We start from the raw sequence: 25,329 nt of genomic DNA on the forward strand, positions 1-25,329 counted from the left end.
GAGGGTATAATGCTTTTGTTACGATTTAACCGCATATCGAGCCCTAATTAGCACTGGACTCGATATGCAGGCAGGTATAACCACATAGCAACTAATAGGTAACGGCTCGTATACAACGAACAGCAAACTCCCCAAATTTAACATTGGCAAAAGGTTGAGAAACCGGCCCAGGACGAAATTCCTGATACCAAGCGGCTCCTAGTGGATTACTGGAAGCCTCGGTAGAACTCCAATAAAATTGATTAATGGCTAAATCAGAAACAAAACCAAGGAACCATAGATTAGTTGTTATGTTTTCTGTACTCGCAGTACAGCCCGAAGCCGCACCTCCTTCATCCGGTCCCAATTGGCAAATGGCGGGTAAATACCAGGTATCTTGAGGCACACTCCCGCTATTATCTGCAGTGATTTGATAACATAGGCCTGCTGCATAATAGTTGGTTGAAACGGGAGCGCTACTTATAAAGTTATTATAATAACTATAAATATTTTGTGTATTGCAAGCACCATCAGTACCTCCATTACAGTTTGCCTGCCCAAGATATTGAATAGCAGTCTGTCCTGATGGTGCTATTGCATTAGGGAAGGGCACTAAATTTGTTGAGTTTTCAGCTATTCCCCAAAGACTGGTGTCATCAGTGTCCGCACTAGTCCCACTAAGGCCATTTGAACTCCAAATAACAGGGGAGCCAACAGCATCATTATTATCTACTACATAAGCAGTGGAACTATCAGGAATGGAAAATACTAAATAATCATATATTGAAAAAGCCAAAGCGATTGGAGATGATGCATTCAGGCCATCACCTGTGAAAATTATTCCTCCTTTAGCCAAATAAGGAGTTGTTGTATTTGAGGTAATTGTTACAGTACACGTTCCATTTCCTAGAAGAATGGGACAACCAGTACTTGTAACTCCTGTCCATCCGGTAGAGGATAAATCCACATCTACATTCATTATTGTATTCGCTGTCAAATTACTTACTGTAATATTCACCCCTGCCGGATCATTAACAGGAATTATTGCTGTTGAAGGCACAGAAAGTGAGGAGGATAAAACGGTTACACTGGTAGATATCAAATTGGTATTACTACCCTTTATTGTAATAGGCGTGGTTGGCAATGCACTATTTGCAGTCAAGGTAATCGTGCAAGTACTTCCCGGAGTAACCGAGCTGCAATTGGAATATGCGGCATTTAGAGCTCCGCCTGTTCCGCTTAAGTTAACGGTTATTGCTTCTGCATTCACGGATGAAGAAGCGCTGTTTGTCACATAAATGTTTTGCGTGCTTGTGGGGCCAGTTGTTGTCATACTTAATGATAATGGGGTGGAACTAATGAGTGCGGTTGGAGGAATACAATTAATTGCCTGGATATCAAAAAATCGGGCGGAGGTATTGCGCCCTTTAACAGTCACATTAGGCACAAAAAATGTTATTCCAGTATTCGTGTGAAAAGATATAATACAGCTTGCTCCCGGCACTAGGCGAGGAGGGCATCCATTATTTGGTACTACATAATTCAAGAAGTTATTGTCATTAGAAGAGGTACTAATATTTTGTGCCACAATTTTTGATGTATTGGTAATTTTTATCGACCCAGCCTGTGGCAGACAAGAGGAGTTTTGGGCAATCGTTACCACACAGCTTCCTAACCCTTTATTGCATGGAACCTCAGTATTTGCATCAGGTTGTATTTGAATTTGTAATTCAGGGGCTGTAGAACCATGAGCATATAGTTCACCGCATGGTCCAATCAATAGAAAAAAACATGCATAATAGATTATTTTTGTTTTTTCAAATGCCTTAATGTTTTTTCTTAACCACGAGTAAGTTTGTGTAATTACCTTTCTAATTAAATAAAAATTAGAGGCATATTTATGTTGTCTTTTGTCTCTCACTAAATTCCCCTTTATCTCCTTGAGGCATCTTAAGCAAAGCACTCAAATTAATCCATAAAATCAACGAGATAGTATATAGCAAATATTTTTATTTTACCCAAGGAGTAGCGAAAAATGAGGTGTTATCCTTGATAATTTCTGCGGGTAAGCAGCGAACCTTAGAACAGATGCAATTGTTCGCGAAATCTCATTGTATAGCTTAGGTAGGACCTTGGTTTAGTAGAGTAACCTATTAATAGCTCGCGGACTCGGGTCAATATCTGATTTTTCTAGCAGTTAATTCTTATTTTTTTATTTTAACGAATAGTTTTTATCTCATACAGTGTGTTTCTGTTCGAGACATTTCCATATTGTTTTCTTTTAGCCCAAATTTAGCATGCCTTTGATTTGCTTATATTTTTCCTGCTCTGTCTAATAAAAATGCGTACTGGATTTATAGCTATACTCAAAAGTGATGGTTATGATCATTATTTGATCTTTGGGTATTGATATTTACAGGGAGTATTTGTCATGGTGGTTAGTTCAGATTTAACGAAGTTAGGAAGTCCCAGTGCACTTAGTTTACTCGCAAATTCAGAAACCATCCCCGCCATGGTTTCCGCCGGAGTTGTTTTAGCAGTGAGCGCCGCTCTTTTTACCTATGCCGAGTTTAAAAGTTATCAGGAAAAAAAACACAAAGAGAAAGTGGAGAAAGTTAATGCTTTTTATGCGTTACATTTAAAACAAATCACTGTTCCACATCGGGGTAAAATTCATGGTTTTCCTCCCATTTTTCAGTTAATTGACGGCAAATATCAGTCCATGCATTTTACCCCCGAGCAGGTAAAAGATATTGGCTCAGATGTGATTCATGGCTCTGACATCGCCTTATCAAGCTATAGGGAATCGGTGCGTGCAGCAATAAAAAAATTACAAGAATACTATTTTGCTCGTAAAGAGAGTGGAAAAGTTAAAGCGGATGATGTAACGGCAGGGGTGCTTTCCTATTTAATGCAAATGCTGGATACCAAATGCCTTAATTTTTTAGGGTACGATTATGACATTGCCTACCTGGATGCCATTTGTAAATTCATTAATGCCTATTCTTCACAGGATAGCGGCGCAAAAAGCCAGCATTTTAGTCGTTTGGCACCGGTGTATATGCATCTTTTAAAAGCAAAGCAAAAACTGGAAAAACACAAAGAGGTTTTATCATTACAAGAAACGGTGGCGGAATTGAAAGACAGTTGTGTCAGTCACAGCGATCATTTGATTCGTATGTTGGTAAAAATGGTAGTTAATGATGATGATACTGATTTAGCAGATACTGTTGCCCATGAAGAATTGCAAGAGGGCATCCTGCGTCAACATTACATTCATTCAGAAGTAAAAGGAATTGAGATTTGGTCGGATAAAGAAATAAAAATCCCCAGTTCTATTTTTAAAGAGTGGATAAAAAATCTATCGGAATATTACTTAAAATCATTAAGCATTGATTTGAAAGAAGAAAATAAAATTAACTCACCGAATGTGTTCTTTGCTTTGCTCCATAAAGCGAAAAGTATGCTGGAGAGAAAACTGTTGGGGCGTACGAAAGAGCAGGAAGACATTGAACATGAATTAGGGCATATCCGCAAAGTATTTCGTGAAAGTGGTAATTTTATTAGTACCCGCTACAACAAGAACAGCAAGAAATTTGAGATTGTAAGTGATCCTTCACATCTCATTGACCGTTCCCTGGTAATGGCAAACATTGCAAAATTAGCGCATGAGCTCATTTCATTACAATATTTATGTGCTCATCTCTTAAAATCCATTCAGTTGCTAGGGGATATTTATGTCAGTAACCCTGTTCATTTTTGTAAAATTTTTCAGGTCTTGGAAAGTTTATGTATTTTAATTAAAGCAGATGTACTTGCGACTAAAAAAGCATTTATTGAGCTGCAGGAAGACAATCAAAACAACATGCAAATTGAAGAGAAAGAAGCATTTCCTAATCAAATACGTAATTTATTGGAATTGGTTTTTGCAGAAATCAAAGACTTAGGAGAACAAGTAAAAGAATGCCGGCAAATGGCAATCAAAACAATATCTTCGCGTACAGTGAAATCGGTTAAATACGAAATGCTAGAAATAGCCACAGCTATTTCGAAAATGTATTTCACAAATTTCAATGAGTTAAGCGACGAACCCGATCTGGCTCATGAATCAGAAAATGATATTGGTAATGAGGTATCAGAAGAGGAGCTTAAGTACACTGTGGATGTGAGTAGAGAGCGAGAACAAAGCGTAATTATTTTAGAGCAATTAACGCAAAGTATTTATGCACGAATTGTAGAAATTCAAAAAATGGAACTGTATCGCTCCAAAACCTATTTCCATATTTACGATACCCTTGCCAGTATAAAAGATAAAACTCTTGCTTTACTCAATGAAAATTCCAGCGTCCTGGAGCGCCATGATAAGGCCGATAAAATGTTAAGCCTAAGCAATTCACTACTGAATGAAACTTTGACCTTTCTCATGCGGCCAACGGCTGAACGTCAAGCAGGTGCAGCTGCATTTTTTAATAGTATTAAAAGTCAGTTAAACGCTGAGGAAAATGGTGATTTTATTGACCGCCATCATAATATTATTTCACGTTATATTTATACCAATATATGCAGTCAGGGGTTTTTCCGTACGGATACACGTAAAAAAATGGCCACGTTTGAGGAGGCTTGTTTGCAAGCCACTCATTGAGTGTTTAACAGTTCTCGAGCGGCAACGGTTCAATCGTAGAATATTAGCGCCACTTGAAAACTTATTTGGTTGCATTGTATTAAGGCTTACCATTTCATTTATTAGGCAAGATTGAAATGCACATCAATATAAGGGAGGCAAATATTGCCTCGAGCCGTCGGTGTATGGTACGAGGCAATACTATTGATTTCTATTTACTTAGCGCAGCGATGCCATTCTCTATAAACATTGCGGATGAAGCTTTCCCCACCTTTTATTCCCCCGAGGAGTAATTACTCAATGTAGGGATTGCTCGATGAGTGCAGACGATGCTTTTATTTTTTTATTCTTGAACGTAAGTTCCTCACAAAGTATAATATCGGAGCATCATACATAATATAATGAGAATTAATATGTCCATTGAAGACATCAGTAAAGCTGGACTATTACATGCGAGTACTATCTATCACTGGGCTGTAAATGCATTTATCCGTTCCTCACAGAATGAAGAGCAACCACACACACTTCAACCCATTGACACAACAAGAGATATTATTTGTATTCTTTTACAATTGTTGCAACTCGTTATCACTAAAACGTTTCCCAATATAACGTTAGATAAAATTAAAATAGAGGAAGATCTTGCTCAAATGAGCTTTGATGGGCTTGGATACTATATAGAATCACATTTAGACTCAGATTTTAATCTTAGTCCCAGAGGCGAACATACTAGCGATGGTTTGGATGAAGATCTCGAAATCAGCATGTGCGATTTTGATGTCACTATTAGTGAACTGAAACAAACTATGAATAACCTTTTAGGTTTAAACTCTTATACATTTGATAAAACAGTTGAAGAATGTGAGCGAAGCTTAAAAGAAAAAAGAGATAACTTTTATAAAGATACAGGCTTTAGTGAGATAGAAATTACGGAAGTAATAATACCTTCAGAGAGTAAAGGCTATGAGAGTGAAGATATTCAAAAAGCATTAAACTATATGGATTTATTTTGTACGCTACTGGTCAAGTATTGTTCGGACTTACATCAATCGAGTATACTTATGGATAGCTCATTTAACGAGGAAGGGGCAACTATTGTAGAGCGTCTAAAGAAAAAATTTGACTTAAAATCAACTCAGTTAGGAGGCCATGCTGCCTTAAATAAGGGGTATTTATCTCCAGATGCTTATAAATTTTTTCAATTAAGTGTAAATAAATATGGACATATTTTAGCATTTAGAGGTATGCACAAAGAAACCAGAAACATCGATTCAATGTCATCTTTTGTTAAAAATGTTGCTGAGCAGACCTCGAGTTTAAACCCTTCTATAAAATTGACTATCAGAGGTAAGCCACCTACTTATAAAAAGAAAACTTCACACACAGGGATTTGTGCTGGAAGCTTATCATTAAGTAAAGAAGAGGTCCTCCGAAGAAACTTAAGGATCTTTAATTTAGATAGCTTTAGTTTTTTGAACCAAAAAGACGAGAATTTCACTAATTCGCATGTCAGTTTTACTGATAAAGAAGAATCAATTGCAATACAGATTAGCCCTACGACAACTTTTTTAAATCAATTAGTGAACAAAAAAATTATCCAAAATATTAAAGTAGTACAATTGAGCAATAATAAAACCGCTTTAAAATGTCAGCATAAACCTTCAGGAACGTATAATATCTTGATTCCTTCTGTTGATGAAAACAATATTCACCTAGATTTCTTACAAGATAAAATCGGTAAAGAAATTCATGACTTATCAATTTTGGGTGCGGCGGCTGAGCAAAAATGGAAGGTATATTCGGGTAGTTACCATGTGGAGGGTGTCTATGAAATAATGGATTCAGAAGAGTTTATGTTAGCCAGTTTTGATCCTCATACATCAACCATTTCTATAATAGTGGCTGATAGCGATCTAGCATGGTATGTATCTCCTGACACCTTACTGGAAGAACAGAAAAAACTTTATGAGCAGATGCAAGAAAAAGAAAGAAACAGCTATAAAGAAAGCCAATTCAAAATGTGGGATCCGGGCAAAATAAGAAGACGTGGCGCATTTATAGAGCCCTCTGATATTAATAATCAAAGATTTTATTTTGAATCGAGTGAAGACTCCTTTGCAGGGGCCTGCACTAAATTAGACGAACTTTTAATGCGCTTAAACTGGAATCCATCTTTTCAACAGGAGTTAGGAATCAATGCAGTGGAGCATCCTTCGGAGATCGATACCCCATTTTGTCCTTCTTCTTTAGGCTCCCAGATATTTTTATTACCTGGAGGTCATGCCATCTACACCACTAGTCCAGAGCAATTTTTGTTTGTTATACGTGAAATTCAACAGCTAGATAGGTATAAAAAAAATATTCGCGTCAATATCAATTGGCTTTTAATGGATATTAGTGATGAAGCCAAGAGGATTTTAAAAGACATTATTATAAATGGCGTTGTTCAAGTTAAAGATTTATCAGGTGAACCTGCATTTTTTATCGAGCAAGCATTTTATTTATATATGAACGTTATTAACAAGGATAAGCAGGGAACCAAAGTAAAAACTAGAATCTTACAGCCTTTATTAATAACACGAGTTGAGGAATACAAAGAAAAAACTATTTTGAATCTTATTGAAATAATAGCTACTAATTCGCCAATCGACCAACAAAAAAAAGCTGTAGAGGAGTATAATTTAATGGTTGAGCGCTACATAATGGTAAAATCCTACCTTTTTCTAGCCAAAGAGGCCTCAACATCATCCCAAAATACCTTACTTAAATTCCCTGATGAATTAAAAGTTTTAATAACAGATAAACTTAACTGTGTTCAGCTATCTACAGAAAATATTTCCCCCAAAATTCAAGACACAATAACGCAATTGGAAAAAGAGCATCGAGAGATTTTTTGCAATCCGTTATTAAATCCCTCCACAAATCCCTGTACTTTTTTTGCAAATAGGTCGGAGGAGCATTTTGAAACTGTTTTAGAACAAGGTATATGCTTGACCATTTGAAATGGGATGACCTAGAAGGGCAACATCAAGTTCACTTTTAAACCGTTAAAAGGTAGGTTTGTTGAATTTTAGGAGCAAAGAATCTCAATGGCAGCGGCATTTCAAGGACTTTAACTTTTTGAGTATCTTTGTTATTTAATCGCCATGCCGTTGGAGCTCTTTAATCTAGAGGTCCATTGACCTCTTCTCTTGAACGCTTAGCTCAGCTAAAACATTTAGCTCTGACAACAATGCCTCAAGATGATCCAGTTTCTTTTGAGAATTAGGTTCGTTCGTTGAAAAAAATACCCTTGCCTTATCAGCATCAATTTGCTCTGTAAATAAGTGGTAATTTGTCTTTGTCTTATTAAATAAACTCTCTTGCTCCTTCCATCTCAAATAATATTCACCATAGGTGAATGGTGGTGGTTTACCCTCAGCCAATGCTTTATGTATGCGCCAAAATACATTATATAAATCCATTAAGGCTATTTCTTTTTGCACTTTTCTTATAATTGAGGATGTGGGGGCATTGAAAATGATTTTAACCTCGTCACGAATAGTTTTTAAAATCGGAAATATTGGTGATTCATTACCAGGAAGTTTCATTTTTTTAAATTCCATCATCATTTGATGATGAGTTATCATGTTGCCATGGTCAAGGAGCGGGCGTGGTTCAGCTGTTAATACCTTCGAAACAAACTCAGCGCCTTGCTGCACCAGCCATTTATTTACTTCATCAGGCGATTCATAATGTGGCGCATGGTCACTTAATTCTATAGGCGTTATCGGGGTTAAAGCCATCTTACGTTCGACTTCTTCAAACCCCTTAACAGTATTTAAAGTGCTACCTAATGCTAGTGAGGTTTTTACAGAGCTAAGAGTAGGTAAACGTCCATTACACAAACCCGTAATATCTGGGTATCGTAAAATATTAACTGAGTATTTTATTATATAAATATCCTCTTGCGATACAAATATCTTGTTTAAAACACCAATGTGGTATGTTTTATCATAATGCCAAGGTATTTCTGCTTTTTTTGTTCCTACTATCATCAAAAATGGAAACCAAACTCCGGAGTGCCCCGAATTCTCGCCTGTGGAACAATAATATGGAATGCCTTCCACTACAGTAATACGGCGCTGATAATAAGTGATGGTAGGATTAGCCATAATATTCCTTATGATAAAGGTAACCGTTGATTTAAATGATGCCCCAACATGAGATCTCTTACAGCCATCAGCTTAGGGGGGTAATTCCTTGATGCTTTGCTAAAATATGATGATTTTATTTAGGCTTTTCTGGAAAATTCATAATCATCTTCTGGAGCATCATAAATACAACTATCCGGTTCACTTAACTCGGGCAAGCTGTAGTCAGCGGCCCCCAAATGTCTACGACTTCGAACACCAAAAAAACACAGCTGCGGTTGCTCGCTAATTGGACGGCCTGAAAGGGGAAAACGAACAACGCGCTCTAACCCTTGGGGTGTGGTTATTGTGCGATCTAGAGGATTAACCTCCCTTAAATCTTGCACTTGCATCATCTTTTGTTTATTTTGGGCTAAATGAAATTGCAGTGTTTCAGGGGTATCAACTTTAGAAAATAGCTCTCTTAACCCACGACGCAACTCCAAAAACTCATCTAATTTATTTTTTAATTGCTCTCGAATTTGAAGTGCTTCTTCAATTTTATCTTTAAATGAGTTGATGTGCTCTTTATCAAATGCAGACAACTCAACAGGTAGCACGCGTTGATAGGCTTGTTTGGAGATTTGAGTATGGGTCCATGTACGATCAGCATTAATTTTCTGCCTCACGCTGATTTTTTCGCTCCCCTCCAATGCAAGAGAGGTTCCTGTTACTAGAGGGCGCGTGGTGTTTGCAGGCTCTGTGCAGTGACGTCTAATAGCAGCCTGTTCATTTTCACGTTGCTCTTCAGCTCTGATTTCCGCATCAATTCGCTGCTTATAATATGCTCTCAAACCTGTACCACACGATAAGAGCTTAGCTTTGTAGGGAAGAATTTCAGCATCAATAAGTTGCTTATTACATTGATCAAGTGTTAAATCTACATGCTTCAAAATACTTATTAGTTCATCACATTCATTTTGCCAAAGTCTCATCTTTTTATCATAAGCACTTTTAACTTCCGCAAAATTATTGGTTACTTCTATACTTAACATCTTAAAAATTAACATACAACCTTCCCACCTATTGCCATGATGAATCAACTTAACCCAGAATCGCAGGGATATAACTAGTATTTAAAATAGGGGCTGTTCGGCAACTGTCACCTATTGTTTAATAGGTCTTAAATTCAAGTGAGTTGCCTTTTAGCAATAAGGCTTGAATTATACCTAATTTTAAACATCATGGCAAATAATTAATCATTGATTGATAAGCATATGCTTTAGTAATCTAGGTTCTTTCTTAATATAGTCGATATCTCTTAATGCCCGCCTTAATCGAGCAATAAGGACTTATTCTCCTTTGGAATCGTACATGAAAAATATGCATCCCGAGCTAAGGCCTCCTTCAGATTAGAAACTTATGATCCGAGCTTACTATTTAATAGGAGAGCGACCATGCCCCATAAAAATAATGCCATTAATGAATTATTGAGCACCGAAAAAAATTATAAAGCAGCCTTAGATAAACTTATAAAGATTCATCATGACAACCGCGATATGAAGGATGAGTTTTATTCGGTCCTTCACCCAGAGACGCATAAAATTTTTAATTCCTTAATTGGTTTTGAAAAAATTTCTGCACGTTTAATTAAAAATATAGAAAAGAGTATAAAACATAAAGATAATCCTGAAAAAGCAGAAGAATATGCTAAACAACGAGGATTTATATTAGACAGCTTTGTAAGCGCTTATTCGGCATATATTTCCTTATACACTCTATTTCTTCAGGAAATAGCAGATAAGCCCGAGACTTTAGAGTATTTTAAACTAAAGTTAGAGGCTGTCCAAAACGATGCGCTATTAGCTATTACTGCTCAGCCTTTCCAGCGTGGTCCTAGGTATCTACTTTTATTAAAAGAAAGTTTAACGCGTGAAGGGTTAACCGATGAAAGAAAAGAAGAATTAGGCACCTTATATAGTAAACTTAAAAATGGAATAGATACCGCTGAAGAAAAAATACCCCATGTGACTACAAAAAAAGAAGCAGATGAATATTATGTGGGTAAATATATGCTTAATTCAGCCTCTTTGGTGGGAACAGCTATTGCCAACTATAGACCAGGAGATATTACACGTGCTTTGACCTCGAGTGCATTCAGTTTTTGGGGCAAATACGAAGATGAGAAAGTGCAACCAGCAGAAAATGATTTGTCTAATGAAGATGAATACGGCTTTACTTTCTTATAAGCTATTTTCTTTTACGGAGACTTATCTAGTAAGATAGGCTCCGTTATAAAAAAGGTTACAACTGGTAAGGACTAAGTTTTTTGAGCATTTTGTACAATTCGAGGATACGTCTTGCTAATATAACTCTTCATTTCCAAGATGTAAGCCATCATCTTGCGGGGCTTTTTCAGTTTCAACAGGTACAGATAAATCAATTATATCGGTTAGTCCCATTACCTCACGGTACAAAATGCCAATAGAAAGTATCAGGTAGGGATAAAATCGTAATATGCTATTAAAGCTTAATAGTGTTGAGGGTCGAGAATAGCGCCGTGATACTTCCCTTAAAAGCATTACAAACAATCCAGGTAACAAATCCAAAAATAAGATCTGGATGATGGTAAAAAATTTAATAAAGACGCTAGAAATAGAGCGGCCAATAGCCTGCGTTAAGGAGCTTTGGGAGAACAAAATTAAAGGCGATGAAAATAGATAACAACACACAGTAACAAAGGTAACAAAATAGCTAATTAAATAAAAAATAAAATTTTTTTCATAAAAACAGAGTAGTTGCGTACCAGTTATTATTGAACCATAAAATAATACAATGATTAAAAACCGTATGCTATTTTTAGTCACTTCCTTTCTGGCCTTTTTACGGTCCAGAGTTGAAAAACGATTACCCTTCATAACATTTAAAGTGTTTGCAATATAATTAGGTGTCCTCACTACAAGGAATAAAATCACACAACCGGGTATTAAGGTATTGATTAAAAAGAGTAAAAGTTGGGGCTCTAATTTTCCAACGAGTATGAAAATCGAAAAACCCAGTATAAAAACAGTAGCTATTAACTTAAGAATTTCTTTTATCGAATAATTACTAATATCGGGCTCATTTATATCGATAGTGGACCAAGCTTCTTGTGCGTATTGAAACATATTGGCATCCTTGATTTACCTTTGCGTTTTTCAATCTATTAGATTATTTATTACAAACTTAATTAATATAGCACATAGAGTATGTTTTATGCCGCCCACAAGGAGTTTTGCTTATAATGATTATTTGACACGGATATTGTAGAGCATGAGGTTTGATAAATAGATCCCCGCCTGTGGAGCGGGGATGATTGAAAAAATATTTTAATTTAGTTGAGGCGCACTTACAGCATGATCTGCTGTTGTTCTTTGAACAAACTCTCTAAAGAATGTCTGCGCATCCTTCCCTGATCGATTATGCAACTCTGTCCAATGGAGATTATGACCGTTACCATTGGGTGAATCAGCTTCCATTTTCCTCTCGCTTTTGATTTTTTCCCTAGCTTTAACTAAAGATTCTCTTGCATCAACTAATCCTGCTTTAGCTACAGGGTCTGTTTTTTGGATTATCTGATCTAGATTGGCAATTTCTTTATCAATCGCGGCCTTCTTGCCGCGTCGTTCTGAAGAAAGGTCTTTATGAATAGATGCATAATGGGGAATCACGGCGTCATCAATACGGTCGTCTCTTATATCTTTTCTCGATCTTACAACTATGTAGTCCTTATAGGCATCAGGAATGCTCTTAAACGCACTACCTGCATCGATTTCCCATTTGGTTAAGGCGACACCTAGCTTGATGAAAGGTTTAGCTAACCAGCCAAAGATAGTCCCTGTTATACTCTCTTTATGGCCTATTGCCCGGTTATATCCATCTCGTTCTAAACGGGTATGGCCTACTAAGAAATTAGTAATGGTAGAGAAAGAGCGACTGTTAAACAGATTAATTGGTTGTCCTAGTTGATGAAAATGTTGCGCTATTAAAGAGGCACAACCCGCACCAAGAGAATGGCCTTTCAAGGTAATATTTTGTGATGAAATCCCTTGATCTAATAATCGTTGTACTTGAGCAATACCATCGGTAACTAAATCATCTTTCGATTTAGCCTTGCCCGTACTTTGACCAACACCACGAAGGTTAAATCCAACGACGTTAGACTGAAGAACTTGCGCATCGTTTTTCATATCATCAATGATCTGTTCATAACACATACCATTTCCGACCAAATTGATAATATACTTTTGATACTTAGGTTCAATATTTTCTTGTGATTGATGCTTTATTTCGAAGGTATCCAAATGTGCGTTATCATGAGTAATTACCTCATGTTTTTCGCAAGTTAGGTTGTTTTCGTTATAACGCTGAACAGTATGTTCGCTAACTGCTAAATGCTTAAAATTCATATTTTGAGCTGGCAAAACCAAAGCACTAACCCATTCACCCAGTAATTTATTCGCTCCGAATTTTATTAGATCCCATAATAGGACAGGAGGAAAAGCGGTTCGAATGGCAATAAACTTAAACCATTCCCAGTTGCTATATATAGGTTTGGGAGCATTATACACTTGAGCCATAATTCAATCTCTTATTTTAAATGTGCTGAATGATAAACTAAAAACATTAAGAGAATGTTAAGCGTATTTTTTATGACCTAAATCTCCGATAAATCGTAGTTTAATCAGGTAAAACTCTATTCGGCTATCATTTTTCTAACTCGCGGTAACTTATAATACACTTGAATTACAAGCGAACACCTTGCATAATAACTTCCCTATGAAAGTCACGCCATTGAAATACAGTAAGCTTTTTGAGACGCATTTATAATTAAAAACAATGACTTAAATATAATTTATTGTGCGTTGCCAACGGAACTATTTTAGTTACCTAAATCTGACTAAAGGAATAGACCGCTTAATATTATTTTTTAAACTCGAGGATAGTGAATATTGTGCCTACAAAATTAGTAAGAAACAAACTTGGTTATGGCCAAAAAAAGGCCTATATTCCTGGGCTACCTACAATCATGGAAGAGCGAGGTAATTGGGCAGATGAGCCAGACTCGATATCGCCCTCAGAGAGTTATTCAAGTGAGGCACATTCAGACGAGTGGTGGATGGAGGAAGACCATTCGGATGAGACAAATGAAATAGTGACTACGGTTTTAAAAAACGAAGAAAATTATACGATTTATTCTGCACTACTAAGTATAAGTTCTATTTTACAACACACTGAGCCTCAAGAATTTAAACATTATCAAGCTGTGTTTAATCGGTTTTTAAAAGATTATCCAAGTTATCTCAATAATGTTCATTCATTTCTTAACGAAATTAAAATTATTCATTCTACGCAGAGCCCCGAAAGCGTTAGCTGTTGCTTTATTTTTAAAAAGAAAGCACCTGTCAATTCAGTAACGAATAAATTTATTCTGCTTATGATACATTCTGCAATGCAACTCGATCTGGCAAGTATCCAAAAAATCGAAGAGCAGTTGAACGACTCAATAAACAAAGAATCTCTACTTAAAGTGCCTTCAAGATAATAAAATAAATATCATATAAAAAAAATTGTAAAAACATATTATTGCAAGAGGAATATTTCGGCACAGGCTTTGAATTTTGAATAGAACGTTTTCTAGTTTCCATTTACGCTTTCCAAGCCTGTTTCTCAAATTAAAGCTGTGTGTCTTGAAGTATTACTTTATTCATTAGTTCACTTACCTTATTTAGTATTTTTTTGAAACGCCTTCATTTTAGACCAATCTGGATAGGTGAGTTCCCACAAACGAAATAATTTATTCCCTTTATATTCTGCAATTAAAATTACTTCAATTTCTCGAGCTAATTCATTAGGTTTTTTAGTGGTGATGAAAAGTCTTCCGGCCACTTTATTTCCTTGCTCAATAAATGTTTCCTCGTCATAACGAACGTTATATTGGATGGATGTTTTGTACACATCATGGTGCATTTTTAAAAAAACATCAAAATCCATTTTTTTCCCATTGGAAAATAACTCAAAATCTTTGTCGTAATAGAAGGGAATGACTCGATCATTTTTCTTGATGGTTACCTTATCAAACATTTCTTTTAGTAGGTTAATACGTGATTGATCTGCAATGGCAGTGTGTACAAAACCCAAAAAGAGGGATAAATTCAAACAGCATAAGCAAAAAAATTTTTTCATTCCGCACTCTCCTTATACTAATAATTGTTTCATAAAACCTATTTTCAGACACACCTGAATAAATTAACGTCTTTTAAACCATAAATAGTATTTTCAATAGTCCTATGATTCACCTTGAATGTAAGGCCAATCATAGGGCTGCGGAGGTTAATAAATTTTTTCAGAATCAGCGGATGCTCTCTGAGAATCAATAATCATGCCAGTAATGCGTTTTAAATCGTTGATCATCGCCAGATAAGGTTTATTGGTCATTGAAATAAGGCCTATGGTATTGCTCGGAGTAATCTGGATATGAGTCGTCACGCCATCAACCCAGCCATTTTTTACAAGTTGAACGGGTAGGGCCTTATTGGAGAAACTGACATGCCAGCCTAAAGCCATGGCATCATCACCAAACTCGAATGGATTGGAAAATTCGTTCTGATAAATATAACTGGCTTGGCTTAAGACAGAAATTTCTCTTGCTTGGGATTCATGGTTTAATTGATACGCAGTGAATCGGAGCATGTCGGGCATTGTAGAATAGATGCCACCGCTGGGTTGTTCAAAATTAAATTCCCAGTCTTTTTTAATTAAATCATTGTTGATCCAATAGCTCGCCACTTCTCGTTTTGCTTGTTCAGGAGATAGTTTCACCGTCGTGTCTTTGAGCTGTAAAGGCTGAGCAATTAATTGATTTAATAAACCACTAAAATCAGTCCCCATTTTTTTAGCCAGCAATTGGCCGAGCAAACCAAAGCCCACATTAGAATATTGGTAATGAACTCCGGGCTTATATTCAGGTTTGTAGGTGTTGTACCATTTAATAAATTCGGGCATATCGTAAGGAATGTTGACTTGATAATCTTCATTATCAGGCAGGCTAGGTAACATTCTAGGTAAACCTGAGCTGTGGGTTGCCAAATCCAGCAAGGTAATTGGATTCTTATTCTTCTTGCCATTTTGCAATAATTCATCAATTGTGGAATTCAGCTTAACTTGCCCTTGGGCTACCATTTCAGCAAGCATTTGTGTGGTAAATACTTTGGATACGGATCCGATAGGCCATACCGTATCCATTTGTGGTCGTTGATTAGTACCTATTTTGGTTTCTCCACAGCTGATTACTGCTTGTTCATTACCAGAAATGACACCGATTAAAATGCCTGGGGCAACTTTTTGATCAAAAATAGCTGATTGAACATAGCTCTTTATCTTTTCCAAAGGCAGCGTTTTTACATTCTGTTGATTGATAACCGAGCATTCGGGAACACCATGGGCCAGAAAGGGCAGAGACAACAAAAAACAGCTTAACGTCTTTTTGATCATGCAAAATTCTCCTTATAAAAACATCATGATATATCATTTATGATAGGTCGTTTAGCAGTTCATCAGAATTATGGGGTAGGAAGGCTCAAGCCATACTGGTATTTGAACAATTTGATTAATTTATAAGGGTGGCTTCGAAGTGACTCCTATGGAGTTAAAAGCTCACATCTGAACCTCGAGTTTAGTCACTCTTTAACACATCTTTGCCAATACAGTTCTGTTCTATCCTTCGGCGGCCCGCGAGATCCAGGATCTGTGCTAGAGCATAGATCCGCGACCAAGCTGCCAAACATCGAGAAATAAAACTCTCAATTTTATAATTGTACGCCCAGAGCCTACTCGCTTCTAGGGAAATTTATAATTTGGCTGATCGCCGGTCGGTGTATAATCAGTGCCCAGTTGAGCCAATTCACTATCTCGAGTTGGATGTGAGCTAACATCTCGTCTTGCTTTTTTTGGGGTGGAAAAGAAAAGCAATGCGTTATCTTCTGTCGTTGCTGTATGTTCGGCATTGGGGATATCTACGTGAATAGCAGGGGGCACACTGATAGCGTAATCATCATAGCGCTTTTTTAAACTATTTACTTTGAAAGTAAATGATTTTTTTTCTTTCGGATTTTCCAGGGATTCGTTAATCAAAGTAATTTCTTCACTTAAATAACTACTAAAATCGGTGAATAACATCCCGATAGTAGTTAGAAAAGACTCTGAGCCACATTTAAAATGCCCCGTTTTATTGGATACCGTTTTAATAAGCCATTTTTCATCACACTTTTCAAAACAGATAATTCCTGCTGCGTTACAAGATACCTCAGCATCTTCTGTTTTCGCTGCAAGCTGGCCATGTGACATCTTAGTTTCATCAAATCCTATTGAGAATAATGTTTTTCCCTCAATGGAGGAGCCAATAACAAAACGAAAACGAACTATCGCCTCTCCATCAAAGGGAGAGGGTGAATCTTTTTCAGTAGTGGAGGATAAAGTAGATGAGGCTTCCATGGTGTTGAGCAGATAAGAAAAGTTACGTTTCACTGAAGTGCACTCAAAAATTGGTGCTGGAACAGGTATTAACTCATTGGGAGCTAGTCCTGATTGTGGCGTATCGGTTGTTGGATTCCTGGGGAATAATTGACGACGAACCATTTTTCGAGGTGATTGAAGTATCTTGCCCTCTCTCATTTGTGAATTGGTTTGTGAGGTCGAAGGTACTGTTAACCCTGGCACGATATCTCCCATTTCGGCCTGTAAATTATCAGGAGGAGGGGTTCTAGAACCATCAGAAGTTGTTATTTGTGGTGGTATTTCGCGTTGATGCTTGATTCTCTTGACGTTAAAAGAGAGTGGTTTATGGACATCATTTGCATCAATTAATAATTCTTTTAATTTATCCGTGGTATAGCGTAAGAACGGATACGTTACGTCGATTTTCTCGTCAAATGCAACAAAGCGCCTTTGTCTACGAAGCTTACTTTTGGATTCTATTAAATAATTTCTATTGTTGTAGCTTAAGTTTTTTTCTTTATTGAGGTTTTCTAGAGAAAAAATACGATCCAGAAATTCCTCCTCTGTTTTAGGTTCTAGTGCTTGAGGTTTAATATTTTGATTTACTCGAGGATCCTGCATAAAGAATAGATCCGAAGCTTTAGTATGAGTTCCTGAGGGATTTTTCTTAACCGGTGTTTGATATGGATTGTGTTCAGTCGTTGTACTAGAGTCAGTTGTTGTTATTGTTGTTGACGGTGTTTGCATGCTTAAGTACCTAAAATGTATTACTTTGCGAAAAATTAGGCAAATATTTTACTCTTCAACAGGCAAATGATCAATTCATGATCATGAAATACATTTAATGAGCATTTCCCTTTATTAATCATAGAGATATGTTTAAATTTTGTGTAAATGAGTAAAAAAACACCGAATTTATTTTTTTAACTTAGCATTACGGCCTAAAAAGAAGGTTGCTCATGTTGATAAAATTCACCGTATGAACAAATCAAAAACAAAAGGTGCTATTCCATCATGGGTGCCTTACAAATTAAGTACAATAGCGTGGTCGAAGCGGTTCATGGAAATTCCAAGAGTTTAAAGCCGAATCTGTCCGTGAAACAGTATGCAATGATTAGAAGATTTGAATTATGTGTCTATTTAAAAAGGATCATTCAGTATAATAATTACCCATTCATCAAGGAACTATTCTTTTTAGAGCGGAGCGCTGACCCAATTAATATTTCGTAAATTGCTTTGCAACGAAAGTAAAAAAGCTTCTGAGTATTAAGTAAAATTTTCTGATTGATGTATTTTTTTATTAAATGATGGGTTTGTAATGTATTCATAGGCCATTACTTTAAGGATTGTATATAATAAAGACTGCAAAAGGATAAAAAATGCACCTCCTACTAGTGCAATAACCATGGTAATGGTCTTATACCTTTCTGGAAAATGCGAACTAAAGGTAAAAAAGAATAAGCCCATAAATAACATTTGTCCTATCCACAGCCGCCATCCCAAATACCAATTACGGATAAAAAATCGATTTTGCCACAACCCGTGAACGAGCAGATCTTTCGCTTCATAAATTGCTTCAGTAGGGCTTAGATTTTTCTCCAGAATAATAGGTACAACCATCCAGCTTAAACTATAGAAACTAAAGCCAATAAAAGAGATTATAAAATTAGTTATGGTATCCGAGAGAAACTCTAAAATATTAATTAATAATCCGATAAGACCAAAAAAAATAGCCCACTGAAATATTTTTAATTTGCGCATATAGAGGGTGAAAAAAAGTTGGTTAATTGAGAATCTTCTATTATTAATTAACTCTTGAGTACAAAGAATAATCGCGGAATTAGTAGTAAAGAGAATAAAAATGCCAATGAAATAAGTGAGTAATAAAAATAAAATTTTAAAAATTATTTCAATAGAGGTATACGCTTTCTGCAATTGTAACTCTGTGATTATTGGAGACGAAATATACTGTATCAATACATGGGTAAAATACAATAAACTGAGTGCTGTGATGAATAAGACTAGGCTACCGAGCACTGAAAAAAGAAATAAGCATTTTTTTTCTGATAATAATTGCCACGCCTTTTTATACATAATTTGCCCATGAATTTTCTGCTGATTAGTATTTAAAATACTCATATTTTCTCTTTCATTCATTTATGGCCTATTCTGTTTTTTAAATTTTAGATAAGTGCGCGGCATCCAGAGTCTACCAGGCTGTTTTGAAACCTATTTTCCCATTATAAGCGTGATTTTTGTTGTTATCCATGAAGCCAATGTCATAGCCAAGACTAGCATAGAACCTAGTGTTCTGTTTTATGTCAGCAGTAACCCCTCCAGTAATTTCAGCCCAATTACCACCAAGATTAGAAGTAAAAGGGATAAATCCTGTTTCTGATGAGAAAGAGGTGAGTGCATTCCCTTGAAACTCTCGCCATAAACTGGGACGCAACCAAGTGGTTAGCCTAGGTACACTTCCATTTTCTCTCTTACCAATTATCCAGCCTTTGGTAAAACGTGCACCAATTCGGGCCGCAGTGAAATTCGTGTTGTGAAAGTGTACTTTAGCCGATGTATCTCTTGCATTATCCAGACCTACATTTTGATAAACCAATTGCGCTTGCGGCTCTATTGCCACCGAGTGTGAAAAGTTGAAGGGGTAGCCACCTTCAAGTGAGGTGATCAGATCAAAACCATTAGTTTTTAACTGCAGCGGCCTTGTTGACGTCGCTTTTGCATTATACCATGTACCTTGTATCACCCCATCAAAATATCAGCCTGCCATTCCATAATGAGTCCAATACCCCCCTGTTGTATATGCATCAAGTCGATTCCATCCCGCCTTCATGCTTGTAAAGTGCGTCACATCACCATTAATTTGCCCCACAGCCCCATAGAGTCCGGCATAGTCTTTGCCTTCGTTTCTATAAAGATCAAACCCGGCTTGCATTCCCCCGATGTTATAATTAAAACGTGCACCCGCCTTGCTGTAGATGCCATTATTCCCCCCATTATGCAAACCATGTTCCCCAAGAACTCGGCCCCAGAACGCTGATGGAACCACTTTGGCATCTCCGCTGAAAGAAGCCAATATAGGTTGTACGCCAGTACGCTCATCCAAGGTGTCGAGAAGTGTACGTCCATAGAGCGCTGCCATTGATGGCAGGGTAGAATAAAGTGAGGTTTCTTGACGATAATTAGGTATTACTGATTTCTGAGGTGATTTCGCGTCGACTACAACATCAAGCGTCGATTTCAAATACCAATTGATGGAATCACTTTTAGATAAAGTGTATTCATAAGGACCTGCAATGACTGGTTTCCCTAAAACAAAGAGACCGTTGCTTGCAGCTGCACCACCGGTAACATTGATCAGTTTAATCCCATCGGTTGGACCATTCCCAGTAAGCGCTCCCAGACCTCCTTTATTATTGACTAAGAGGATGGTATTTCCGGCGGTGCTGTCTGCAACCAGTGTGTCAGTCATGCTGGCCGTCCCTCCCTCATTGAGGTGGGTATTAAAAATAATTGAACCGCCACCCGTGTAAGAATTCGTCACGCTAACCGTCTTAAAATTTCCTGCCGGACTGAAGTTGATAGCTCCTATGTTACTTAGTGTCGCCATAATGGAATCAGCAGCGACATTCCAGGTACTGGTATCGAGAGTAGTATGAATCTGCCTCCCGTTAATTGCTCCTGTGAATAATGAATTATTGAACGCAATATTCGCCACGCTATTCATATCAGCAATGATATTACCTGTGAGATTGGAATTTTGCTCCGCAATAAAGTGGATGGTACTGTCGTTAACAATGCTTAATAAATTGTTGCTTCCGCTAGCTGCGGTAGTCACGGTAGTGAGGGTGATATTGCTTACTGCTGTGGTAGCCATAATAAGGTCGGCCGTAGGACTATATAAGCTCCCTCCATCCACCATAATGGTATTAATATTACCCATCTGTCCGCCCCTTGTTACAATAGCGTTGCCTCCGCTGGCAGTAATTGTCGAATCAGTCAGAGAGAGGCTTGAACCATTAGTAACCACAGCACCCATACCAGTAGAATTCACTGTTATATTGCTTCCTACGGTAGTTCCTCCGATATCAACAGCCAAGCCGTAAGCGAACCCACCCGAGGTTGTTATTGTGCTGTTGGTAAGTGAGAGCATGGAATATGCTCCACTCACCGTCGTACCATAAGAAGTGTTACCATTGGCCGTCACGGATATATTATTCGCTGTAATCGTCCCACCGCCCTGAGCATTCAGGCCATCAGCATAGTTCGTGCCAGTAGCTTGTATACTTCCTCCTTGGAAATTGATTGTTCCAGCGTAAGTGTATACACCAAATGCAGTGTTTGAGCTGGTCGACGTTACAGTCGATTGTTCGCTGAAATTTCTCCTTGAGAAAGAGCATCCAGTCCATGGCTACGCTCTCCTCCGTTCGCCTGCACGCTGCCATTCATCAAGTGGATTGTTGCTCCATCAGCATAGGCGCCAAAGAGGGTGTTTCCTGAAGTTGTGGCTGTAGCGACATTTATAGCCACATTGCTGGTAGTAATGGTTGCGTTCGAATCGGCATATAAACCATAGCCTGTGTTCTGGACATTCGTTTGCACACTGCCACCAATTAGCTCGATCATTGAGCTTGCTCCTGAGGCATATGCTCCTTTGGCAAAATCGGTAGGACTGCTACTGCTGACATTTACCGTCAAATTATTTCCGGTGATTGCTCCCCCGGAATCAGCTTGCAAGCCAGTAGCATAGTCACCCGCTATTGTCAGGGTTGAATTCGTTGCTGTGATAGTGGCTCCATTGCCCGTTGAATAGAAGACAATACCTCCATATCCACTAAGGGAAAATATCCCTCCACCATTAATGGTGATTGAGCCGGCGTCCAGGGACTGAACAGCATAGGTACTTGTTCCACCTGTATTGATATAATTTGCATTATCCAGCAAATTATTATCAATAATTAAACTTCCTCCACTAGCTGCACTGTAGCCGATACCACTATCATCACTGCACCCAGTATTGTCAATTATTGGATTCGTCATAATTTGGGTGCCGCTTGTAACGGAGATGTTGACGCAGGAGGCTTGTAATCCCGGGCAATATAGCTCACTTAGAATAGGAAATATGATAAATTTTCTGCTCATCCTTGCTCGAAAAAATGACTCTTTCATGTCCTTGCTTTCCTTAGTTTTTGTTCGCACTTATAAAACACCATTCTGGCGTTTACTGGTTTTATCTTACTATAACCAAATGATTTTATAAGTAGTTTTGAGTCTATCAGAAAAATCGGGGGCATAGCCTGATGTAAGTCAAAATTAGATTTTATTTAAATATCGGAACAATTTCTGGAAAAATATAGGTTTTTTAAAGAATCTATTAAAGAAGTCGATGAAGAGCCTGATTTAAATAATCAATTTGCAAATATATTTGCTCTTGACATCAATTTAATTAAAAGTATTCAACCAGCATCGAATAAAGGAGTTTAGATAGAAGCAATATCTACAGAAGCTGCTGTTATAACAAGCTGTAAGAAATAAGCTAGAAAACATGGTCTCGAAAAATTTGGGGCAGTGATATTCGCTTTTTAGATAACAGAGGAATGCCGTCATATAATACCATCTCCAGTTTTGAAGTATGGAATAAAGCTTTTGACCTTCTTAATGATTTATTCGAAGCCCCATCTTCCCAAATACGACCTTAAGGGAGGATTCTAGTCAACTAAGATAAATTAGTTTTGATTTAATCTGACGCAGCTACTTGAAAAATAAGAGTTTCCTGTCTTGGTAAACAAGTCACTGCGGTGTGTGACCCAATAAGAACGGTCGATAAAAGCTGATTTAAAAAATGGTAGGGAGTCTCTCGGATGACGATTTGCTTTGGATGACGGATTGCGACAGCTTTTGTGTTTATAACCGGCGCTCTACCCAAGCAGACTTCTTTAGTGGGTGCGCAACCAACCTTCCACATAAGTTAGGGTTTCTTCAATGACGGTGAGCGACTGTTGGTAAAGAGCAGAAAATAAAGCGCGTTCACCTGATTTCCAATAGCGCTCCACGTATTGGCAGGCATATTTCAGGCGATGAGTCCCTAAATATACGGCACCACTCTTAATTTTATGGGCTGTTTGTTCAACCAATGGATAATCCTGCTGGGCGAACGCACGGTTCATTTGGGCTAAATCATTGGGAAGTTCTTGTAGTAATAAAGCCAATAGATTTTTTACGGTGTCGATTGAGCCACAGTTGCGTATTGCCTCTTCCTCATCAAGGAGCGAGAATTGATTTAAATGAAACAGCTCTTCATCATTATCAGGTAAATCCCGGCGGGTACTTGGGGCAGGTTCTGGTGTTTTCTCAATTGAGGATGGAATGAATGAATTAATAATTTCCGCTGCATTGTTTTGGGTCAGTGGTTTCGTTAATACGGCATCCATTCCTGACTCGATACAACGCTGCTTACTTTCATCAGCCCCATGAGCTGTGAGGGCAATAATCGGGATGTGGTGCTCGGGGTTGATTTGGCTACGAATGGTTTGGGTTACTTCATATCCGTCCATCCCATCCCCTAATCCAATATCCATGAAAATTAAATCATAGTGTGTGTTTTTGCAGCGATTAATGGCATCCATCCCATTGGCGGCAATGTCTACAGCACAATGTAACGAGCCAAGAAGGCTTTTTGCTACGGTCTGGGCAATGAAGTTGTCTTCAACGACCAATATTTTTTTAGATGTTTTTGGGTTCGGTTGCATTACCGATAGTTGCTGAGCGGACGGCCCCATTAAGGAGGTTGGGCTTTTTAGCACCTCTTCACGGTCAATGCCCGCATCATTATCAATTAACGGGATTTGAAGGGGAATAAGGCAAGTAAAGACAGTGCCTTTATAGGGCTCACTATCCACATAAATTTCCCCACCCAATTCATCAACAAATTGTTTGACAACATAAAGCCCTAATCCAGCACCTTTGTAAATTCCTTGATAGGATGGGGTGAGCCTTTTGAATTGGACATAAATCTCTTGTTGTTTTTCTTTAGGTATTCCCATACCCGTATCCGTTACGGTCAGTTGAAGAATTAACGACTTCTGTTCTCTTTTGGCTTGAATGGCGTGAATCGTTACGTGTCCTGACTCGGTGAAATTAAGCGCATTTCCTACCAATTCAAGAACAATTCGATGAAGGCGAACCCGATCACCAATTAAAAAGTGTGGGAGTTCGGGATTACAATCAAAGGATAGCGTTAATTTTTTTTCTGCAGCTTTTGCGGCGTAGAGTTTAACTACGTGCTCCAAGGTATCCGCTAAATTAAATTTCTTCTTTAACAGAGGAATTTCGCCCGAACTGACTTTAATGGCATCCAACACTTCGTCCATTAAATCCAGCAACGCATGGCTTGATGCAATTAAATTGTCCGCATACTCTTTAACTCGTGGATTGGTCGCTTCAGTTTTTAAAATTTCACTAAAACCAACGATTCCTGATAACGGCGTTCTGATGTCATGACGCATGTTGGCAAGAAATTCGGTTTTAGCCTGATTCGCTAACTCCGCACGTTCTTTGGCCTGTTTTAAATCCATCAGTAACTGTTTTTGTTTCGTAATATCAACGGAAATTCCCACGACCCCGATTACCTCGTTGTGCTCATCATCAAATAGGGGAACACGACTTGAGGAATAGTAGGCTAGTGTCCCATCTGAATTAAGAATAGGGGGCTCTTCGCTGTTGAGTTTCGGCTTTCTGGAGGCCATAACCTCTTGATCATCGTGCTCATATAGTTGGGCATGTCCCTGAGTCCATCCTGCAATTTGCCCCATTTGCTCATAGGTCATTCCGATGAACTCGTTGCTATTTTTTAAGCCAATAAATTTAAGGACGTTGTCATTACATCCTTGGGTGATGCAATTCTTATCAAGCCAATAGACATTATTGGGCATGCAACTGATGATTTTTTGATAGTAGTCATGTACTTCTTTAATGGTGGTCATTTGAGCAATAGCTGAAGGCAATGAGTTGCTCTCAGTGGCTGGGTCTGATTCGTTATCTTTGGCTTTTTTGCTCACGAAAGCATCC

General features: G+C 37.8%; 15 protein-coding genes and 1 pseudogene. 4 read left to right on the top strand and 12 right to left on the bottom strand.

Annotated features, from left to right (window positions below):
* Positions 1-91: 91 nt before the first annotated feature.
* Positions 92-1,900: a hypothetical protein gene (locus tag ACD661_RS15050; protein WP_400188693.1), complete on the bottom strand. Its 1,809-nt coding sequence runs from the start codon at positions 1,898-1,900 to the stop codon at positions 92-94.
* 510 nt (positions 1,901-2,410) lie between these two features.
* Between ACD661_RS15050 and ACD661_RS15055 the strand changes: the two genes are divergently transcribed.
* A complete protein-coding gene (locus tag ACD661_RS15055) occupies positions 2,411-4,621 on the top strand; it encodes a hypothetical protein (RefSeq protein WP_400188694.1) in 2,211 nt (736 codons plus the stop codon).
* 392 nt (positions 4,622-5,013) lie between these two features.
* Positions 5,014-7,602, top strand: coding sequence for a hypothetical protein (locus tag ACD661_RS15060; RefSeq protein WP_400188695.1), 2,589 nt, complete (start codon positions 5,014-5,016; stop codon positions 7,600-7,602).
* Between the two features lie 165 nt (positions 7,603-7,767).
* On the opposite strand, the gene ACD661_RS15065 is transcribed toward ACD661_RS15060, so the two are convergent.
* Both ACD661_RS15065 and ACD661_RS15070 read right to left on the bottom strand, forming a co-directional pair.
* Positions 7,768-8,754 carry a hypothetical protein gene (locus ACD661_RS15065; RefSeq protein ID WP_400188696.1) on the bottom strand — a complete coding sequence of 329 codons (987 nt, stop codon included), beginning with the start codon at positions 8,752-8,754 and terminating at the stop codon, positions 7,768-7,770.
* A gap of 119 nt (positions 8,755-8,873) precedes the next feature.
* On the bottom strand, positions 8,874-9,782 hold the full coding sequence (locus ACD661_RS15070; protein WP_400188697.1) for a hypothetical protein: 909 nt from the start codon (positions 9,780-9,782) through the stop codon (positions 8,874-8,876).
* A 387-nt stretch (positions 9,783-10,169) separates the two neighbouring features.
* Between ACD661_RS15070 and ACD661_RS15075 the strand changes: the two genes are divergently transcribed.
* Entirely contained in the window at positions 10,170-10,961 is a 792-nt protein-coding gene (locus ACD661_RS15075) for a RhoGEF domain-containing protein (RefSeq protein ID WP_400188698.1), read from the top strand.
* Positions 10,962-11,075: 114 nt separating this feature from the next.
* Here ACD661_RS15075 and ACD661_RS15080 read toward each other — a convergent pair whose 3' ends face one another.
* Positions 11,076-11,879 (bottom strand): hypothetical protein, encoded by an 804-nt coding sequence (locus tag ACD661_RS15080; protein WP_400188699.1) that lies wholly within the window; start codon positions 11,877-11,879, stop codon positions 11,076-11,078.
* 201 nt (positions 11,880-12,080) lie between these two features.
* On the bottom strand, positions 12,081-13,331 hold the full coding sequence (locus tag ACD661_RS15085; protein WP_400188700.1) for an alpha/beta hydrolase family protein: 1,251 nt from the start codon (positions 13,329-13,331) through the stop codon (positions 12,081-12,083).
* Positions 13,332-13,705: 374 nt separating this feature from the next.
* On the opposite strand from ACD661_RS15085, the gene ACD661_RS15090 reads away from it, so the two are divergent.
* The gene (locus ACD661_RS15090) at positions 13,706-14,296 is read left to right on the top strand and encodes a hypothetical protein (protein ID WP_400188701.1); all 591 of its coding nucleotides are present in this window, start codon (positions 13,706-13,708) and stop codon (positions 14,294-14,296) included.
* A 179-nt stretch (positions 14,297-14,475) separates the two neighbouring features.
* Here ACD661_RS15090 and ACD661_RS15095 read toward each other — a convergent pair whose 3' ends face one another.
* The 7 genes and pseudogenes from ACD661_RS15095 to ACD661_RS15125 all read right to left on the bottom strand — a co-directional run bounded on the left by ACD661_RS15095 (position 14,476) and on the right by ACD661_RS15125 (position 25,319).
* Positions 14,476-14,937 (bottom strand): hypothetical protein, encoded by a 462-nt coding sequence (locus ACD661_RS15095; protein WP_400188702.1) that lies wholly within the window; start codon positions 14,935-14,937, stop codon positions 14,476-14,478.
* A gap of 147 nt (positions 14,938-15,084) precedes the next feature.
* Entirely contained in the window at positions 15,085-16,245 is a 1,161-nt protein-coding gene (locus ACD661_RS15100; RefSeq protein WP_400188703.1) for a serine hydrolase, read from the bottom strand.
* A 345-nt stretch (positions 16,246-16,590) separates the two neighbouring features.
* Positions 16,591-17,994, bottom strand: a complete 1,404-nt coding sequence (locus tag ACD661_RS15105) for a hypothetical protein (protein WP_400188704.1) — start codon at positions 17,992-17,994, stop codon at positions 16,591-16,593.
* Positions 17,995-18,513: 519 nt separating this feature from the next.
* Positions 18,514-19,386 (bottom strand): hypothetical protein, encoded by an 873-nt coding sequence (locus ACD661_RS15110; protein WP_400188705.1) that lies wholly within the window; start codon positions 19,384-19,386, stop codon positions 18,514-18,516.
* A gap of 70 nt (positions 19,387-19,456) precedes the next feature.
* Positions 19,457-21,415: pseudogene (locus ACD661_RS15115) on the bottom strand (autotransporter family protein).
* Positions 21,416-21,618: 203 nt separating this feature from the next.
* Positions 21,619-22,302 (bottom strand): hypothetical protein, encoded by a 684-nt coding sequence (locus tag ACD661_RS15120; RefSeq protein ID WP_400188706.1) that lies wholly within the window; start codon positions 22,300-22,302, stop codon positions 21,619-21,621.
* 896 nt (positions 22,303-23,198) lie between these two features.
* A complete protein-coding gene (locus ACD661_RS15125; protein ID WP_400188707.1) occupies positions 23,199-25,319 on the bottom strand; it encodes an ATP-binding protein in 2,121 nt (706 codons plus the stop codon).
* Positions 25,320-25,329: the final 10 nt, after the last annotated feature.

The organism is Legionella lytica (assembly GCF_044626755.1).
GTDB lineage: Bacteria > Pseudomonadota > Gammaproteobacteria > Legionellales > Legionellaceae > Legionella > Legionella lytica_A.

What these genes read in the sequence shown, in the direction of transcription:
- ACD661_RS15055 (WP_400188694.1), top strand. Translation starts at nt 2,411, where the DNA reads ATGGTGGTTAGTTCAGATTTAACGAAGTTAGGAAGTCCCAGTGCACTT.
- ACD661_RS15060 (WP_400188695.1), top strand. Translation starts at nt 5,014, where the DNA reads ATGTCCATTGAAGACATCAGTAAAGCTGGACTATTACATGCGAGTACT.
- ACD661_RS15065 (WP_400188696.1), bottom strand. Translation starts at nt 8,754, where the DNA reads ATGGCTAATCCTACCATCACTTATTATCAGCGCCGTATTACTGTAGTG.
- ACD661_RS15070 (WP_400188697.1), bottom strand. Translation starts at nt 9,782, where the DNA reads ATGTTAATTTTTAAGATGTTAAGTATAGAAGTAACCAATAATTTTGCG.
- ACD661_RS15075 (WP_400188698.1), top strand. Translation starts at nt 10,170, where the DNA reads ATGCCCCATAAAAATAATGCCATTAATGAATTATTGAGCACCGAAAAA.
- ACD661_RS15080 (WP_400188699.1), bottom strand. Translation starts at nt 11,879, where the DNA reads ATGTTTCAATACGCACAAGAAGCTTGGTCCACTATCGATATAAATGAG.
- ACD661_RS15085 (WP_400188700.1), bottom strand. Translation starts at nt 13,331, where the DNA reads ATGGCTCAAGTGTATAATGCTCCCAAACCTATATATAGCAACTGGGAA.
- ACD661_RS15095 (WP_400188702.1), bottom strand. Translation starts at nt 14,937, where the DNA reads ATGAAAAAATTTTTTTGCTTATGCTGTTTGAATTTATCCCTCTTTTTG.
- ACD661_RS15100 (WP_400188703.1), bottom strand. Translation starts at nt 16,245, where the DNA reads ATGATCAAAAAGACGTTAAGCTGTTTTTTGTTGTCTCTGCCCTTTCTG.
- ACD661_RS15105 (WP_400188704.1), bottom strand. Translation starts at nt 17,994, where the DNA reads ATGCAAACACCGTCAACAACAATAACAACAACTGACTCTAGTACAACG.
- ACD661_RS15110 (WP_400188705.1), bottom strand. Translation starts at nt 19,386, where the DNA reads ATGAGTATTTTAAATACTAATCAGCAGAAAATTCATGGGCAAATTATG.
- ACD661_RS15120 (WP_400188706.1), bottom strand. Translation starts at nt 22,302, where the DNA reads ATGACGAATCCAATAATTGACAATACTGGGTGCAGTGATGATAGTGGT.